General features: G+C 62.4%; 16 protein-coding genes. 7 read left to right on the forward strand and 9 right to left on the reverse strand.

What is annotated here, in order from left to right; genetic code table 11:
- Positions 1-243: 243 nt before the first annotated feature.
- The 4 genes from ACTNBB_RS03120 to dnaK form a co-directional block, all read right to left on the reverse strand.
- Positions 244-660: a heat shock protein transcriptional repressor HspR gene (locus tag ACTNBB_RS03120; protein ID WP_427719306.1), complete on the reverse strand. Its 417-nt coding sequence runs from the start codon at positions 658-660 to the stop codon at positions 244-246.
- A gap of 72 nt (positions 661-732) precedes the next feature.
- Entirely contained in the window at positions 733-1,698 is a 966-nt protein-coding gene (locus tag ACTNBB_RS03125) for a DnaJ C-terminal domain-containing protein (RefSeq protein ID WP_154518131.1), read from the reverse strand.
- Between the two features lie 107 nt (positions 1,699-1,805).
- Positions 1,806-2,648: a nucleotide exchange factor GrpE gene (locus tag ACTNBB_RS03130; protein ID WP_441057317.1), complete on the reverse strand. Its 843-nt coding sequence runs from the start codon at positions 2,646-2,648 to the stop codon at positions 1,806-1,808.
- A 2-nt stretch (positions 2,649-2,650) separates the two neighbouring features.
- Positions 2,651-4,543, reverse strand: coding sequence for a molecular chaperone DnaK (gene dnaK, locus ACTNBB_RS03135; RefSeq protein WP_154518137.1), 1,893 nt, complete (start codon positions 4,541-4,543; stop codon positions 2,651-2,653).
- A 590-nt stretch (positions 4,544-5,133) separates the two neighbouring features.
- Here dnaK and ACTNBB_RS03140 point away from each other — a divergent pair.
- A complete protein-coding gene (locus ACTNBB_RS03140; protein ID WP_158564522.1) occupies positions 5,134-5,385 on the forward strand; it encodes an indolepyruvate ferredoxin oxidoreductase subunit alpha in 252 nt (83 codons plus the stop codon).
- Between the two features lie 237 nt (positions 5,386-5,622).
- On the opposite strand, the gene ACTNBB_RS03145 is transcribed toward ACTNBB_RS03140, so the two are convergent.
- From ACTNBB_RS03145 to nadA, 4 genes are read right to left on the reverse strand one after another with little or no spacing between them, the layout of a single operon-like run.
- On the reverse strand, positions 5,623-6,168 hold the full coding sequence (locus ACTNBB_RS03145) for a transcription repressor NadR (RefSeq protein WP_441057315.1): 546 nt from the start codon (positions 6,166-6,168) through the stop codon (positions 5,623-5,625).
- Complete coding sequence (gene nadC, locus ACTNBB_RS03150) at positions 6,168-7,028, reverse strand: carboxylating nicotinate-nucleotide diphosphorylase (RefSeq protein WP_427794080.1); 861 nt, start codon at positions 7,026-7,028, stop codon at positions 6,168-6,170. Before nadC ends, ACTNBB_RS03145 begins: the two co-directional genes overlap by 1 nt.
- A 3-nt stretch (positions 7,029-7,031) precedes the next feature.
- Complete coding sequence (locus tag ACTNBB_RS03155; protein ID WP_441057313.1) at positions 7,032-8,408, reverse strand: L-aspartate oxidase; 1,377 nt, start codon at positions 8,406-8,408, stop codon at positions 7,032-7,034.
- Between the two features lie 56 nt (positions 8,409-8,464).
- The gene (gene nadA, locus ACTNBB_RS03160) at positions 8,465-9,490 is read right to left on the reverse strand and encodes a quinolinate synthase NadA (RefSeq protein ID WP_441057311.1); all 1,026 of its coding nucleotides are present in this window, start codon (positions 9,488-9,490) and stop codon (positions 8,465-8,467) included.
- A 292-nt stretch (positions 9,491-9,782) separates the two neighbouring features.
- Between nadA and ACTNBB_RS03165 the strand changes: the two genes are divergently transcribed.
- Positions 9,783-10,505, forward strand: coding sequence for a LytR/AlgR family response regulator transcription factor (locus tag ACTNBB_RS03165; protein WP_441057309.1), 723 nt, complete (start codon positions 9,783-9,785; stop codon positions 10,503-10,505).
- Positions 10,505-11,782, forward strand: a complete 1,278-nt coding sequence (locus ACTNBB_RS03170) for a sensor histidine kinase (RefSeq protein WP_441057307.1) — start codon at positions 10,505-10,507, stop codon at positions 11,780-11,782. Before ACTNBB_RS03165 ends, ACTNBB_RS03170 begins: the two co-directional genes overlap by 1 nt.
- A gap of 60 nt (positions 11,783-11,842) precedes the next feature.
- On the opposite strand, the gene ACTNBB_RS03175 is transcribed toward ACTNBB_RS03170, so the two are convergent.
- Positions 11,843-12,418 carry a hypothetical protein gene (locus ACTNBB_RS03175; protein WP_154518158.1) on the reverse strand — a complete coding sequence of 192 codons (576 nt, stop codon included), beginning with the start codon at positions 12,416-12,418 and terminating at the stop codon, positions 11,843-11,845.
- Positions 12,419-12,554: 136 nt separating this feature from the next.
- Between ACTNBB_RS03175 and trxA the strand changes: the two genes are divergently transcribed.
- The 4 genes from trxA (at position 12,555) to hypF (ending at position 16,632) form a co-directional block, all read left to right on the forward strand.
- Positions 12,555-12,875: a thioredoxin gene (gene trxA / locus ACTNBB_RS03180; protein WP_154518161.1), complete on the forward strand. Its 321-nt coding sequence runs from the start codon at positions 12,555-12,557 to the stop codon at positions 12,873-12,875.
- A gap of 219 nt (positions 12,876-13,094) precedes the next feature.
- Positions 13,095-13,343, forward strand: a complete 249-nt coding sequence (locus ACTNBB_RS03185; protein ID WP_006235225.1) for a hypothetical protein — start codon at positions 13,095-13,097, stop codon at positions 13,341-13,343.
- A gap of 1 nt (position 13,344) precedes the next feature.
- Positions 13,345-13,851 carry a nickel-responsive transcriptional regulator NikR gene (nikR, locus tag ACTNBB_RS03190; RefSeq protein WP_427795236.1) on the forward strand — a complete coding sequence of 169 codons (507 nt, stop codon included), beginning with the start codon at positions 13,345-13,347 and terminating at the stop codon, positions 13,849-13,851.
- Positions 13,852-13,968: 117 nt separating this feature from the next.
- Positions 13,969-16,632 carry a carbamoyltransferase HypF gene (hypF, locus tag ACTNBB_RS03195; protein WP_441057306.1) on the forward strand — a complete coding sequence of 888 codons (2,664 nt, stop codon included), beginning with the start codon at positions 13,969-13,971 and terminating at the stop codon, positions 16,630-16,632.
- Positions 16,633-16,637 lie beyond the last annotated feature (5 nt).

Genomic DNA, 16,637 nt, shown 5'->3' on the forward strand with positions numbered 1-16,637 from the left:
GAAAACGATTGGTAGCCGTTGGGGACGTTCTTAAACGACTGGTCAAACAAGTAGTCATCGGGGACAGTCGTTGGGGACGTCGATGATTCGGCAATGCCAGCGAGCGCCACCCAGAGCGAACAAGTTGGCATGAAAAAGGCAAGGCATAGACCTTCTGGTCATGCCTTGCCTTTTGAATGACAAATTGTCGCTCTGGGTGGCGCGCAGCGTCGACCGGTCCGCCGTTCGTTAGAACGGCGGAACCTAGAGATCCCCGCCGGCTCCCAGTAGCTTGCGCATGACCTGTTCGGGATTAACCGAGCCATCGCGCGGGGCCAGGGAGGTGATCTTCTTCTGCATCTTGTACTCGTGCAGCTCGTCCTCGAGCTGGCGCATGCGGGCGCGGAGCTTTTCGTTCTCGCGCTCGCGCTCCTCGGCACGCTCCTTCATATCGAGGATGCGCACCACACCGGCAAGGTTGATGCCCTCGTCGGTCAGCTGGTTGATGAGCTCCAGGCGCTCGATATCGGCACGCGAATACAGGCGCGTGTTGCCGCCCGAGCGCTGGGGGTTCACCAGGCCCTTGGACTCGTAGACGCGCAGAGTCTGCGGATGCATGCCGGTCAGCTCGGCCGCCACGCTGATCATGTACAGCGGTTTGTTCCTATTGTCCTCGGCCATGCTACCTGACCCCTTTCCGTCTCGTTATCGTCCATCATAAGCCCGCGGGCGTGGGCGTGTACCGCGACCGCCCTAGAACGTCGCCTTGTAACGGTTGACCTTCTCGCGGTAGTCGCGCGTGTCGGCCTCGCGCAGCTTGGTCATGGCATCGCGCTCGTCATCGGATAGGTTCGTGGGAACCTGTACCTTGATCTCGACGAGCAGCGCGCCCGTACGGCCACGGTGCTTAACGTCGGGCGCCCCCATCTCCTTAAAGCGGAACTTCTTGCCCGTCTGGGTACCCGCAGGCACTTTCAAACGGACCGTCGCACCGCCGGGCGTGGGCACGTCCACCGTGCAGCCGAGCGCCGCCTCGTAGACCGAGACCGGTACCTCCATGGTCACGTCGGCGCCTTTGCGCTTAAACAGCGGGTGTTCCTCCACATGCGTGGTCACGACCAGGTCGCCGCGCTCGCCACCGGCGACGCCATATTCGCCGCGACGCTTGTAGCGTAGCTTGCCGCCGTCGACCGCGCCCGCGGGCACCGAGACCGTAATGGTCTGCTGCTCGCCTGTCGAGGGAATGCGATAGGTGACCTTGTGCGTCACGCCGCGAAACGCGTCCTCGGCCGTCACATCGACGGTCAGCGACAGGTCGCCGCCCTTGCGAGCGCGGCTGCGACCCGCGCCGGCACCGGCAGCGCCCGCAGCCCCGGCAAAGCCCGAGCCCCAATCGCTGCCCCAGGCGCCGTTGCCGCTAAAGATGCTGTCGAAGATGTCTCCCCAGCCGCTGGCACCCGCGCCGGCACCGTAGCCGCCGCCATACGCGCCGCCTGCGCCCGGCATGCCGCCAAACATGAGCATCTGGTCGTACTCTTTGCGCTTCTTCTCGTCCGAAAGCGTCTCGTAGGCCTCGCTGATCTCCTTGAACTTGGCCTCGTCGCCGCCGGCGTCGGGGTGATATTTTTGCGCGAGCTTGCGAAACGCGCTCTTGATCTCTTTGTCGGAGGCGCTCTTGGATACGCCCAGGATGTCATAGAAGGTTTTGCCTGCAGCCATCGTAGCTCCTCTCCTGTTTTATCCGTCGCCCAGCGGGCGGCGGCTCATGCTTTCATATGGCACTAGGCCAGAAAGGGCCCCGGGTGTTGCCCCGGGGCCCTTCTCAATTACTCCTCGGTGCTCTCGGCCGTATCGGCCGCAGCATCCTCGGGCGCCGTTTCGGGCTCCGGTGCGGGGCGCTTTTCGCCACCGTAGGTCACCGTCACCATCGCGGAACGCAGGATGCGGTCCGCCATGCGGTAGCCCTTCTGGTACACGTCGTTGACGGTCTCGTCGTACTGCGACGAGTCCTCGACACGACCCACAGCCTGGTGCTCGAGCGGATCGAACGCCTCGCCCTTGGGGTCGATGGGCTCAACGCCCTCGTGCGCAAACACATCGAGTAGCTTGGCATGCACCGCGTCGACGCCGTCGACGAACTGCTTAAAGTCGTCGGAAAGCTCTTGGCTGCGGGCATGGTCGATCGCGCGCTCGATATCGTCGACCACCGGCAGCAGCGCAGTGACGAGCTTCTCTGTCGCACGCTCACGCTCGGCGATACGCTCGCTGGCGGTGCGGCGACGGAAGTTCTCCCAGTCGGCCTGCAGACGGGCGGTGCGCTCGGTGGCGTCCTTCGCCTTGTCCTCGGCAGCCTTCTGAGCCTCTGCCGCAGCATCGAGCTCATTGCGAACGTCGGCAAGCTCCTTCTGGGCCTGCTCGAACTTGAGCTTAAAGTCGTTTTCGGCGGCTTCCTCACCGGCGCGGATAGCGGCTTCCACCATCTCGTCCTCGGTCATCGTCGCCTCCTTGTTGGAATCCTCTACCTGGTTCTCGACAGCCTCGGCAGCCTCGGCCTCGTTGGCCTCGGTATCGTCGACGGCCTCTACGGGAATCTTCACGTCCTTCTCCTCAGAGTCAACGGGGGCGGCTCCAACGGCAGCCGCCTCCGTGCGAGCTTTACGGGCGGACATGATTACTTGTCCTCGTCGTCCACAACCTCGTAGTCGGCGTCGACGACGTCATCGTCGGCAGGCTGGGCGCCGGCGGCACCGTCGGTCTGCTGCTGAGCGTCGGCGTAGACAACCTGAGCCAGCTCGTAGGCCACGGACTGCAGGGACTCGCCAGCGGCCTTGATGGCCTCGACGTCAGAGCCCTCGAGCGCCTTCTTGGCATCGGCGATAGCGGCCTCGGCCTTGGACTTCACGTCGGCGGAAACCTTGTCGCCCAGCTCGTTGAGGGTCTGCTCGGTGGAGTAGCACAGGCTGTCGGTCTGGTTGCGGACCTCGACCTCTTCCTTCTGCTTCTTGTCCTCCTCGGCATGAGCCTCGGCGTCCTTGACCATACGATCGACTTCTTCGTCGGACAGAGCGGTGGAGCCGGAGATGGTGATCTGCTGCTCCTTGCCGGTGCCCTTGTCCTTAGCGGAGACCTTGACGATGCCGTTGGCGTCGATGTCGAAGGTAACCTCGATCTGCGGCACGCCGCGGCGGGCAGCCGGGATACCGGTCAGCTGGAACTTACCGAGCGACTTGTTGTCGCGGGCAAGTTCGCGCTCGCCCTGGAGCACGTTGATCTCGACGCTGGTCTGGTTGTCGGCAGCGGTGGAGTAGACCTCGGTCTTGGAGGTCGGAATCGTGGTGTTGCGGTCGATCATCTTGGTCATGATGCCGCCCATGGTCTCGACGCCCAGCGACAGCGGGGTAACGTCGAGCAGCAGGATGCCCTCGACGTCGCCGGTGAGCACGCCGCCCTGGACGGCAGCGCCGTCGGCAACGACCTCGTCGGGGTTCACGGACATGTTGGGCTGCTTGCCGGTCATGGTCTTGACGAGCTCCTGGACGGCAGGCATACGGGTGGAGCCGCCGACGAGGATGACCTCGGTCAGATCGGAGAGCTTAAGGTTAGCGTCGCGCAGGGCGTTGGTGACAGGCTGCTTGCAGCGCTCGAGCAGGTCGCGGGTGATCTTCTCGAACTCGGCGCGGGTCAACGTGTAGTTGAGGTGCAGCGGGCCGGACTGGTTCATGGTGATGAACGGCAGGTTGATAGTGGACTGCTGGGCGGCGGAGAGCTCCTTCTTGGCGTTCTCGGCGGCCTCCTTCAGACGCTGCAGGGCCATGGGGTCCTGACGCAAGTCGACACCGTTCTCCTGCTGGAACTTATCGGCCATCCAGTCGATGACGCGCTGATCCCAGTCGTCGCCGCCCAGGTGGTTGTCGCCCGAGGTGGACAGAACCTCAAACACGCCATCGGCGAGGTCGAGGATGGAGACGTCGAAGGTACCGCCGCCCAGGTCGAAGACCAGGATGCGCTGGTCGGAGCCCTGCTTGTCCAGGCCATAGGCCAAAGCGGCAGCGGTCGGCTCGTTGACGATACGCTTAACGTTGAGGCCGGCGATCTTACCGGCGTCCTTGGTGGCCTGACGCTGGGCGTCGTTGAAGTAGGCCGGGACGGTGATGACGGCGTCGGTGACGGTCTCGCCCAGATACTTCTCGGCGTCGGCCTTCATCTTTGCGAGCGTCATGGCGCTCACCTGCTCGGCGGTGTATTCCTTGCCCTCGATGTCGACGACGGCACGGCCACCCTGGCCCTCCTTGACCTCATACGGCACGGTCTTGAGCTCGGAGGTGCACTCGGAGTACTTGCGGCCCATGAAGCGCTTGATGGAGAACACGGTGTTCTTGGGGTTGGTGACCGCCTGGTTCTTAGCGGCCTTGCCCACGACGCGATCGCCGTCGGCACGGAAGCCCACGACAGACGGGGTGGTGCGGTCGCCCTCGGCGTTCACGATGATGGTCGGAGAACCGCCCTCGAGAACGGCCATTGCGGAGTTAGTAGTACCAAGGTCGATACCAAGAATCTTGCCCATTAGAAATTCCCTCTCTCTTGTGCGTTTGCACCGACTCGGCGGTCTGCCAAGCGGTCTTTCGGTTTGTCTTTCAGGATGTAGTGTATCCCCTTATGGACCGGAATATACAAAATCTAAGTCAATTCATATAAGATTTCTTATCACTTAGAGTTTAGGTTCTCGAATGCGCAGGTAGATGCGCTGATTGAGTTCTCGGCAAATCTCTCGAGATCTATGTAGAGATGGCTGAGGTTTGGGCCGGGGGTGCCTGGGGCTGCTTTACGGAAAGCTCGTCCCGGTTTGAGCGTGGATTCCGGGTCGTAGTTTCCGTCTGAAGGCTCAACCGGAAACCATATCCCGTTTTGAGAGCTGATACCGGGTCGTAGTTTCCGCTAGCGGGCCCAACCGGAAACTGCGACCCGTTTTTCGACCAGATAACGAGATATGGTTTCCGAAAGCCCACTCAATTGCTCAATAATTCGAGTCACCTTTAGCTAACATCTGCACAGCTCACCAGCCTCACCTGTGCGTTTCTTAGTAAGCCTTGGCATACTCGGCGAATGGTATGAAGATGCCGGCCAGAGGGTATTGCAAACGGTCGCTCACGTGGTATGTTTTTGCCCGAATCAAACCGGCGCGCATCGCCTGTAGCGTCGGTCAACAGAGAGGAAACTACCATGGCTCATCCCGTAATTGATGCCGACGAGTGCATCGCTTGTGGCGTTTGCGTCGACTCCTGCCCCGCTGGCGTTCTGGAGCTCCAGGACGTCGCTACCGTTGCTGACGAGGACTCCTGCGTCGCCTGTGGCGCTTGCCAGGACGCTTGCCCCGCCGGCGCGATCACCGAGATCGTCGAGGAGTAACAACTCCCCCACTTGCACACTCACAAGTACACCGTGCACAAAAAAGGAGGCCTCCGCATCGCCGCAGAGGCCTCTTTTTTGTGCGGATAGCTAATTTGGCACCGTCGCAGGTTGAGCATAAGTCAGCGAAAACGCCCCTAAGCAAGCAAGGTGACGTGAAAGAGGAGGGAAGCGTACTTTTGTACGCGACCGACGATTGAACGTCAGATTGCCGCTTAGGGGCGTTTGCAGCATCGGCTACGATAGATCGTCTTCGTAGGGCATCAGGTCTGCCAGATAGCCCTTCTCCTTGAGCATAGCCTCGATCTCGTCGAGGCTATGCTCATCCTCTGCCGCGATGCGATGGAAGTGATAGCCGCTCGTCACCGTTAGTAGTGGAAAGCTTTTGCCGCTCTCGATATCGTGCAGGTAGCGCTCAACATCGCGACGATTGCGGATGTCCAGGTCGGCCGTGATCTTACCGTACACGCGGTGATTGACGATCACGTTGAGCACGGCGCCTCCGGCGTCGACGATACTCGTGAGCTCATCGCCTGCCTGCTCCATGCTATGGCGAACCTTGACCAGGCGCGTGGGCACGGCGGGGCTGCTGGGGGCCTCCTGCAGCACGTAGCCGCGATTGGTCGCCACGATATCGTGCCCATCGGCGCGCAGCAGGGCGATGTCTTGCACGACAACCTGGCGGCTCACACCCACCTCGCGAGCAAGCGTACTGCCGGAGACGGGGTCTTTGGCTCGCTCGAGCACGCCCATAATGGCACGGCGACGCTTGCGGGCGTCCATTATTTACCGTCCAGCAGACGCAGGTGCTTAAGCGAGAGGTCGAGAATCGGCGCAGAGTGCGTCAACGCCCCCGAGCTAATAAAGTCAACGCCCAGGTCGGCAAGCGCACGGATATTGCCGGCATCCACGTTGCCCGAACACTCGGTCTTGGCGCGACCGGCAATAAGCTCAATCGCGGCAGCCATGTCATCGTGGGTCATGTTGTCGAGCATGATGATGTCGGCGCCCGCCTCCACGGCCTCGCGCACCATGTCCAGGTTCTCGCACTCGATCTCGACCGTCGCGGTAAACGATGCATGGGCGCGCGCCATCTCGATCGCACGCGTCACGCCACCGGCGGCGTCGATGTGGTTGTCCTTGAGCATGACGGCCGTCGACAGATTGTAGCGGTGGTTGCTGCCGCCGCCGATCTCGACCGCGGCCTTCTCGAAGACGCGCATACCCGGCGTGGTCTTGCGCGTGTCGACGAGCACGGTCTTGGTGCCCTCGAGCGCCGCAGCCATCTGGTGCGTATAGGTAGCGATACCGCTCATGCGCTGCAGGTAGTTGAGCGCCACGCGCTCGCCCGAAAGCAGCACGCGTGCATCGCCGCGTACCTGGCCCACATGGTCGCCGGCGTGCACCTCGTCGCCATCGGCAACGTCAAACAGCACCGAGCTCTGCGAATCCAGCAGCTCAAAGGTACGAGCGAACACATCCAGGCCCGCGATGATGCCATCGGCCTTGGCGATGAGCTCCACCGTGGCGGGACGCGCCGTGGGGCACACGCTCGCCGTGCTCACATCCTCAAACGTAATGTCCTCGCGCAGAGCCTGCAGAATCAGATCATCGACGACGAGCTTCATGGTAATGGGGTTCATGGTCTACTCCTCCACGGCCTGCGTGCCGGCGGCACGGGCCAAATCATCGATTGCCAGGGTGTCGGCGCTCAGGGCGCGATGACGGCCATCGAGCGCGGGCTCGCCCGCCTGCTCCACGGCGAGCGACTGGCCGGTACGCATGTGCCACGCGGCGCGACGACCCCAGACCAGCGCCTCGAGCAGGCTGTTTGATGCAAGGCGGTTCTTGCCGTGAACGCCGTTGCAGGCCGTCTCGCCGGCGGCGTAGAGCTCGGGCATCGAGGTGCGGCCGTCCTTGTCGACCCACACGCCGCCCATAAAGTAGTGCTGCGTGGGTGTGACGGGAATGGGCTCGTCCAAGATGTCGCGGCCGTCCTCCAGGCAGCGTGCGCGAATGTTGGCAAAGTGTCCGGTCACCACGTCGCGCTCAACGGGGGCAAAGCTCAGCCACTCGTGCTCGGTACCATCCTGCTTCATCTGCTCGCGGATGGCGGCGGCGACAACGTCGCGCGGCTGCAACTCGTCGGTAAAACGCTCGCCGGCGGCGTTGAGCAAAATCGCGCCCTCGCCGCGGCAGCTCTCGCTGATCAGGAAGGTGCGGCCCGGCTGCGGCGAGAACAGTCCCGTGGGGTGAATCTGCACGTAGTCCAGGTGCTCCATCTTAATGCCATGCTCCTGAGCGATGTAGCAGGCATCGCCCGTGAGCTGCGGGTAGTTGGTCGAGTGGTCGTATACACCGCCGATGCCGCCTGTCGCCCACAGCGTGTGGCGGGCATGGATCTTAAACGGCTCGCCGGCATGCACGCCATCGGCGGCATTTGCCAGCTCGTCGGCGGGGCGAACCGAGTTGTCCTCGTCCACGGGAACGGCGACGACGCCGAGGCACGCCGTGGCGCCATCACGCTCGCCCGTCAGGATGTCGGTCATGGCCACGTGCTCCAAAATCTGCACGTTATCCAGCTTGCGAACGGCCTGGAGGAGCTTGGTCGTGATCTCCTTGCCCGTAATGTCGGCATGGAAGGCAATACGCGGGCGGCTGTGCGCACCCTCGCGGGTAAAGTCGAGGCTGCCGTCGGCCTTGCGCTCAAAGTCCACGCCCATGGCCAGCAGGTCGTTGATGACCGAGCGGCTCGAGCGGATCATGATGTCGACGCTCTCGCGGCGGTTATCGTAGTGGCCGGCGTGCATAGTGTCCTCAAAGAAGGCGTCGTAGTCAGAGCCTTCGGGAAGCACGCAGATACCGCCCTGCGCGAGCATCGAATCGCACTCGTCGACAGCGCCCTTGGAGAGCATGATCACGCGCGTGCTCGTCGGCAGATTGAGGGCCGCGTATAGGCCCGCCACGCCGCAACCGGCAATGACGACGTCGCACTCCATGTCGGGGCATTGTTTGGTTTCCACAGGAATCCTCTCCCTTGTAATGTGACATAAGGGATGGTCCCTCATGTCACATTGGCTTAGCGCGCCGCGTATTCGAGCATGCGGTCGAGCGTGAGCTTGGCCTGGTCGGCGGCCTCATCCGACACGCCGATCTGCACCTCGCCCTCGCCCGTCTCCAGGCAGCGCACGAGCTTTCCGAGCGTGATGAGATCCATGTTGACGCAGGTGGTCTGTACCGCGGGGAAGTAGAACTTTTTGTCGGTGCCCTGGCAGCGGCGCTCAAGCTCGTAGAGCACGCCGCGGACCGTCACGATGATGAACTCGCTCGCGTCCGACTCCTCGGCATACTTGATGATGCCGGCAGTGGAGCCGATGTAGTCGGCCTCGGCCAGGACGTCGGCCTTGCACTCGGGGTGCGCCAGCACGAGAGCGTCGGGGTGCGCCTCCTGTGCGTCGACGATCTGCTCGACGGTGATGATGTGATGGCGCGGGCAGTAGCCGTTGTTGAGGATGACGTGCTTTTGGGGCACCTGCTCGGCCACAAAGCGGCCCAGGTTCTGGTCGGGAATGAACAAGATGTGCTGCTGCGGCAGCTCGGAGACGATCTTGACGGCGTTAGAGCTGGTGACGCACACGTCACTCCAGCTCTTGATCTCGACCGTCGAGTTGACGTAACACACCACGGCCAGGTCGTCGCCATATTCGGCGCGCGCCGCGTCGACCGTCTCGCGCTTGACCATATGCGCCATGGGACAGTCCGCGCCCGGCTCGGGCAGCAGCACGGTCTTGGTGGGATTGAGCAGCTTGGCGCTCTCGCCCATAAACTCCACGCCGCACAGCACGATAGTCTGCTGCGGCAGGCTCTTGGCGAGCTTTGCCAGGTAGAAGCTGTCGCCGACGTAATCGGCAACGGCCTGGACCTCGGGCGCCACATAATAGTGCGCCAGGATCACTGCGTCACGTTGGGTTTTTAGCTGATGAATGGCCTCGACGAGCTCTGCGGGCACCAGTGCCGCGCGCTCCGTTGCCGTCGTTGCCGATGCCAGGCCGGCCGCGATATCGCGTGCAAGCTCCGATGCATCCATGTTCGCGCTCTGTGCCATCAAGGCCCCTCTCTTTTGGCGAATCTTGGGGCTTTAGTATGACACCTGGCTTTACAGCTGACAAGACAGCTGTAAAGCCAGGTGTAAAGTTGGAATAAGGAATCAATCTTGGGGCGGATCCATTTTCGAACTGGCAAGCTGAGGATAGTCGAGCTCTCGATAGCGCAGGAGGCATCTTTCGCCACCGCAATACTGCTCGGCGCGAGTTGCGCACCGTGGGGCGCAAATGGGGTGTTCCTCCGCGGGCAGTGCGCACCCAATGTGGCAAAATCGAACTACTAAGGGGGCCCGAATGCTCAAGATCATCGCCTGCGACGACGACGTCGCTTTTCTAGATAGACTGCACCGGATGATCGACCGCTGGTCGACCGAGACGGGCACGGCAGTCGCCGTTGCACTCGTCACGCGCGGCGAGGACCTGCTGGCCCGCCATGCCGCATCGCGCGCCGACATCATTCTGCTCGACATGATCATGCCGCTCGTCAACGGCATGGACACCGCGCGGGAGTTGCGCCAATCCGATACAGCCGTGCGTCTGGTGTTCCTCACCTCATCGCCCGAGTTCGCGCTGGAGTCCTATGAGGTCCGCGCCTTCGACTACCTACTCAAGCCCGTAACGTACGAACGCCTGGCGCAACTGCTCGACGAGCTTTCGAGCATGCGACCTGACGCGACCGATGAGCTCGTGACCAAAACGTCCTTTGGATACCATGCTCTGCGCCTGTCCGATATCGAATACGCCGAGGCCCGTAACAAGCACGTGGTATTCCACCTGCGCGACGGGCGCGACATCGAAGCGCTCGAGCCGTTCCGCAACATCGAGGACCAGCTGACCAAAAACGCGAACTTCTTTAAATGTCACCGTAGCTACCAGGTCAACCTGCGCAATATCGACCACTTCAACCGCACGGATATCGTCATGCGCTCGGGCGCTTGCATCCCGCTGGCGCGCAGCTGCAAGCAGGGTTTCCAGGATGCCTACTTTGCGGCACGGTTCGAGAGCGGGAGGCGCTAATGCTCCCTGCGGCCGAGATGGTACTTTGGGCAATCCACCACGCAACGACCCTGCTTTTTGGCGTTTTTGCCTCGGCGGCGCTCTGCGGTATCGAGATCAACCGGCGTCATGCGCTTGAGCTGGTGATGGTCGGCGCCGTAACCGGATGCGCATTCGGCCTCGCCAATGCCGTCGGCGGCGAGCTTTTCGCCCGTCAGGTATATCCGCTCGTCGTGCATCTGCCGCTCGTCATCTACCTGTGCGCGCGCTATCGCCTGAGCCCGCTGCTCGTTATGCTGGGCGTCACCAGTGCTTATCTGAGCTGCCAGTTCAGCAACTGGATGGGCATCGCCGCGCTCGCCGCCACCGACTCGCAAATCGCGTACTACGCGGCACGCATTATCACCACGGCCGTCGTCTTTGCAATCCTGCTGCATTGGGCCAGCGACATCGGTCCGCGCCTGGCGGTTAAAACCCCCACCGAGCTCGAGATTCTGCTCATCCTGCCGCTCGTCTATTACATCTTTGACTACGCCACCAACGTCTACACCACGCTCTTCCACTCGGGCTCCGTGGTGACGGTTGAGTTTTTGGCGTTTGCGCTTTGCGCGTTCTACCTCATGTTTCTTACTGTGTATCTGCGCGAATACGAGGCAAAGGAAATCGCCGAGCGCGAGCGCTGGATGCTCGCGACCCGCGACAGCGCAGCCATCAAGGAGCTCGAGGCCTGGCGCCAATCTGGACGTGAGCTTTCGGTTCTCCGCCACGACATGCGACACTTCCTGCGCGGCCTTGCGGCTTTGATCGAGGAGGGCCGCATCGACGAGGCGCTCGAACGCATCGACGAGCTCTGCGAGACAAACGACCGCACCGCTGTGCGCCGCTACTGCGCCAACGACACGGTCAATATCGTGCTTTCGTCATTTAGCTCCGATATCAACCGAAACGGCATCAGCGCCGATTTGCGCGCCGCCGTGCCCGAGAGCGTCCATGTAGCCGACGTCGATCTGTTTAGCGTACTCTCAAACGCCCTGGACAACGCCATCGTCGCCGCAAGCGCCGCTCCCCAGGGCAATCGATTTGTCGATCTGGACCTGCGTTGCGAGGACGGACAACTGCTACTTTTGGTCTCCAACACGTTTGGGCGCCCGCCGCGCATGGTCGACGGCATGCCCGTGGCCGAGCACACCGGACACGGCTTTGGAACCAGGAGCATTAAGCTTGCCGTCGAGCGCATGAACGGCAACTGCCAGTTTCGCATTCACGGCGATCGGTTTGAGTTTCGCGCAGTGATGTAAGGGCGCGACAAGTCGGCGCCGCGCTCGACCCATCAGGACCGCCTTGCCGGCGCCAGTCCGCTACAGCGGCGCGGCGGCCGGGGTCAGCTGCTTGATGTAGGCCCACATGCGCTGCTTGGCGGCCTTGTCGGTCAGCGCGGCCTCAAAGCCGTCGAGCGCGAGTACGCGACGACCCTGCACGTGGGCGACCAAGCCGGGCTTGAGCATGGCGGTATCAAAGTCGTCGATCGCCACGAGCATGTCTGCGTAGGTCTCGCGCATGGTATCGGCCGCGCGATCGTCCAGCAGCAGGACCGCCTCGGGATCCAAGGCCTCGAGCGCCTCGCGGAACAGCTCGCACGGCAGGTCCTCGCCTATCGCAACCGCCCCGTCGCCCGCGCCGGCAACACTTGCCAACACGCAGAAATCCTCGGGCGCGTAACCGATGGCGCCGAGCGCCTTACGCAACGCGGCGCCGTCTGGACCGGCAGCCAACTCGCCACCTGCACGCTCGGCATCGTCTAAATCACCTTTTACCAGCACAATTGGCGAGCACGCGTTGCCCGCGATACGCACGCCGCGGCCCGCGAGCGATGCGAGCTCCTGCTCGGTCGCCTGGGCGATGGCTTCTTTTTTCTGGCTTTGTGACGTGGGCATGCGCTCTCCAATCGTTTGTATGCCCACCATTATATAAAAGAGCCGCCCGCGAGTGGTTGCATTGAGGGCCGTTGGGTATAAGCACGGTCGTACTGAGTTTTACGCGGCCGAGCCGCGTCGCACTATGGAGGTCACCATGGCTGACATTAAGCAGATTACCCCCGAGAATTTCGATTCCGTCGTTAACGGCAGTCTTCCCGTGCTGGTTGATTTTTGGGCACCGTGGTGCGGTCCCTGCCGTTCGCTCTCGCCCATTGTTGACGAAGTGGCCGACGAGCTGGCCGGCAAGATTACCGTCGCCAAATGCAACGTCGACGACAATCAGGACCTGGCCATGAAGTTTGGCGTTATGAGCATCCCCACGCTGGTTGTCTTTAAGAACGGCGAGGAAATCGACCGCTCCGTCGGTGCGCTGCCCAAGGCCAGGCTGCAGGCGCTGCTTGAGAAGCACCTGTAATACGCCGGTCATGTGTTGCCGTCCATGAGTGGTTTTGTGCCGCTCGCCGGAGAGCCGGGTGTTGCGCCCGCGACCACGGATAGTATGGTAATCACAAACAGCCCCCAGTGAACGGGTGCGGGTCAGACGGACTCGCACCCGTTTTCTTATGCGGCGATGCGTAAAGCGGGCGTAGTAGAATCTGAACCACTGATTAGACCCGTACAAAAGGAGATTCCCATGCATGACGTCGGAATGAACATGAGCCAGCTTGCCATGAGCGTCAAGCAGGTCGACGACACGATCGAGCTCGCTCACGAGTGGAGCCATCAGCTGCTGCATGCGACCGAGAACTTTGACATGGAGCGCATTGGCGCCAAGCTCGAGGCCGCCATGGCGGCACTCCACGAGGCGCACGACGCACTCGAGGGCTACGAGGAGGCCATCGAGGCCGACCATAACTCCGTTGGCTCCGTAAAGCTGGTGTAGCGTGGCCGAGCACGAGCACGCCTGCGAGCACGAGCATCCGCACGGGCCGACCGGCGACGTGGGCTGCCGTTGCAGCGGCTCCGCCTCCGAGCTGGTCCGTTTTTCGGTCACCGCTCCCGACGACCTGTTGCGCCGCTTTGACGAGCAAATCGCGCGCCGCGGCGACGTTGCCAACCGCTCCGAGGCCGTGCGCGACCTGATTCGCGCCTCCATTGCCAAGGAGCAGATGCGAACGCCCGACGAGCAGGTCATCGGGTCGCTCACCATGATCTATGACCACCATACCGGCGATCTGACGCGCCGTCTGGACGAGGTGCAGCACGACTACACCGACGAGATTGTCTCGACCATGCACGTGCATCTGGACCACCACAACTGCTTGGAGATTCTGGCGCTCAAGGGTCGCGGCGAGCGTGTCTACGAGCTGGCTGACCGTCTGCTGGGCCTGCGCGGCGTTAAACACGGCGAGCTCACCTGCGCCGCCACCGAGCAGAGCCTGGGGCTGTAGCGGGTCTTTGCGCGGCGCACCTGCCAAGAAGGGACAGGTTTGTTTTGGCAGGTTTAACGTTTTACCTACCAAAATAAACCTGTCCCTTTTTGGTCGGTTTTGACGAGGGGGAGCCACATGCGACATGTGCATATTCATGTGACGGGCATTGTGCAGGGCGTTGGCATGCGGCCATTTGTGTATCGCGAGGCCATGGCGCATGGCATTTGCGGATGGGTGCTTAACGCGGGCGATGGCGTGCATATCGAGGCGCACGCCCTAAGCGAGGCGCTCGACGAATTTGTCGCCGCGCTTTCCGAGCATGCGCCTGCGGCGGCTCGTGTGGAGCATGTCGAGGTTATGGACCTAGCGCCCGGCGACTGGGACGCCGCCAACGAGCGGGGCTTTCGCATTGTGGCATCGCAGGATCAAACCGCCCACACGACGCTCGTCTCGCCCGACATCGCCACGTGCGACGACTGCCTGCACGAGCTGTTCGACCCCGCCGACCGACGCTTTCACTATCCCTTTATCAACTGCACCAACTGCGGACCGCGCTTTACCATCATCCGGTCGCTGCCCTATGACCGAGCGGCCACCTCGATGGATTGCTTTCCCATGTGCCCCACCTGTGCCGCAGAGTATGACGACCCGCTTGACCGGCGGTTTCACGCGCAGCCCGATGCCTGCTTTGATTGCGGGCCGCACATTACGTGGCGCGAGGCCGGCGAAGCCGCCGCGTCGCTGACCGTCGGCACCACGCGCAAGACCAGCGACGCCATTATCGACCGCTGTGTTGAGCTGTTGGCCAACGGCGGTATCGTCGCCATCAAGGGTCTGGGCGGATTTCACTTGGTATGCGACGCCTCCAACGAGAAGACGGTAGCCGAGCTTCGCCGCCGCAAACGCCGCAGCAACAAACCGCTTGCCGTTATGGTACGCAACCTTGCAGATGTTGAACGCCTGTGCCATGTCAACGACGTTGAGCGCGGCCTGCTGGCCGGCAGCATTCGCCCCATCGTGCTGCTGCGCCGACGTGCCGTTTGCGAGAGCGGCGGCTCCCCCAACGCGCTCGCGCTCGCGCCATCCGTCGCGCACGATCTACCCGAGCTCGGCGTTATGCTCCCCTACACCCCGCTTCAGCATCTGTTGCTTGCCGCGGCAGAAGCCCGCGGCATGCACGCGCTCGTCATGACCAGCGGAAACCTGAGCGAGGAACCTATCGAGACCGATGATACCCTTGCATGGGAGCACCTTGTTGCCGCCGGCATCGCTGACGCGCTACTTGGCAACGACCGTGCGATTCTCTCGCGCTACGATGATTCCGTGGTGCGCGTGGTCGGTGGGGTCGCCATGCCCGTTCGCCGCGCTCGCGGATATGCACCCCAGCCGCTGCCGTTGCCGGCGCTCGACGGCGCTCCGTCCTGCGTGCTCGCCTGCGGGCCACAACAAAAGGCCACGATTGCGCTCACGCGTGAAGGGACGAACGGCGAGGCAACCTGTTTTGTGTCGCAGCATATCGGCGGTATCGAAAACGGCGGGACCTTCGATGCCTGGAACGCCGCGCGCACGCGCTTGCAAGATCTCTTTGACTTGGCGCCCGCCGCCTTGGCCTGCGATCTACACCCCAGCTATCTATCGAGCCAGTGGGCGCGCGAGCAGGCGCGAAAATGCAATCTGCCGCTCGTCGAGGTGCAGCACCATCATGCGCACATCGCGAGCGTAATGGCAGAGGCGATTGCCGCGGGCCAGCTTACAACCGACGCGCGCGTCCTTGGCATCGCCTTTGACGGCACCGGCGCCGGCACCGATGGGACCATTTGGGGCGGCGAGTTTCTTGTTGCCAGCCTTGGCGGCTTTGAGCGCGCCGCGCATTTGCGCACCTGGACGCTCCCCGGCGGGGCGGCCTCCGTGCGCGACGCCCGCCGCAACGCCTTTGCCCTGCTCAGTGAGCTCGGCCTGCTTGAACATCCGGGGGCCGAGCGGTTCTTGGACGGCCTAGACGAGCAAACACGCAGCGTGACGGCAACGATGATCGAGCGGAACATCAACAGCCCACGCACGAGCAGTATGGGGCGTCTCTTTGACGCCGCCGCTGCAGTTTTGGGCATTTGCGGGCAGGCAACCTACGAAGGCGAGCCCGCCATCGAACTCGAAGCCGCCGCCTGGCGCGCGCTCGGCAGCAAAATTACCCATGTTCCCGGCGATAAAGACGGCTGTTCCGCATCTGACCCATTGCGACTGGACAGTTTGTTCAGATTTGTATTAAAAACAGACCCTCTAACCAACGGTTTTGGCTCAGATTACCCCGAAGAGGGCTCTCCAGGCACCTCATTTGCGGTTAATTCACCCGCCGGATACCCCAAATCAACCCATTCGGGGCCCTCGCAGACGATCTATACCACCCATTACCACTCTAAAAAGTACAAATCTGAACTAACTGTCCAAGCAACCTCGAGCAGGTCTCTCGTCCTGAGCCCCAGCTCACTTTTTGCGGCGCTTTTGGAGGGAACCAGAGCCAGTGTGCCCGCCGACAGGCTCGCACTCGACTTCCATGTCGCCGTCGCGCGCTCCTCGGCACGCATCGCCAGCGAGATCTGCGCGTGCGAGAGCATCGACACCGTCGCGCTCTCGGGCGGCGTGTTCATGAACCGACTTCTGCTCCAGCTCCTCACCCGCGAGCTCAAAAGCGCAGGTCTTACTGTCCTTATCCCCCATACCGTGCCCGTCAATGACGGCTGCATCGCCTACGGTCAGGCGGCGGTCGCAAGCGCTCGTCTTGCGCAGATCGCATCGCAGTAGCTCGC

Origin of the sequence: Collinsella sp. HCP28S3_B9, assembly GCF_052066095.1 — a bacterium.
Taxonomy (GTDB): Bacteria; Actinomycetota; Coriobacteriia; order Coriobacteriales; family Coriobacteriaceae; genus Collinsella.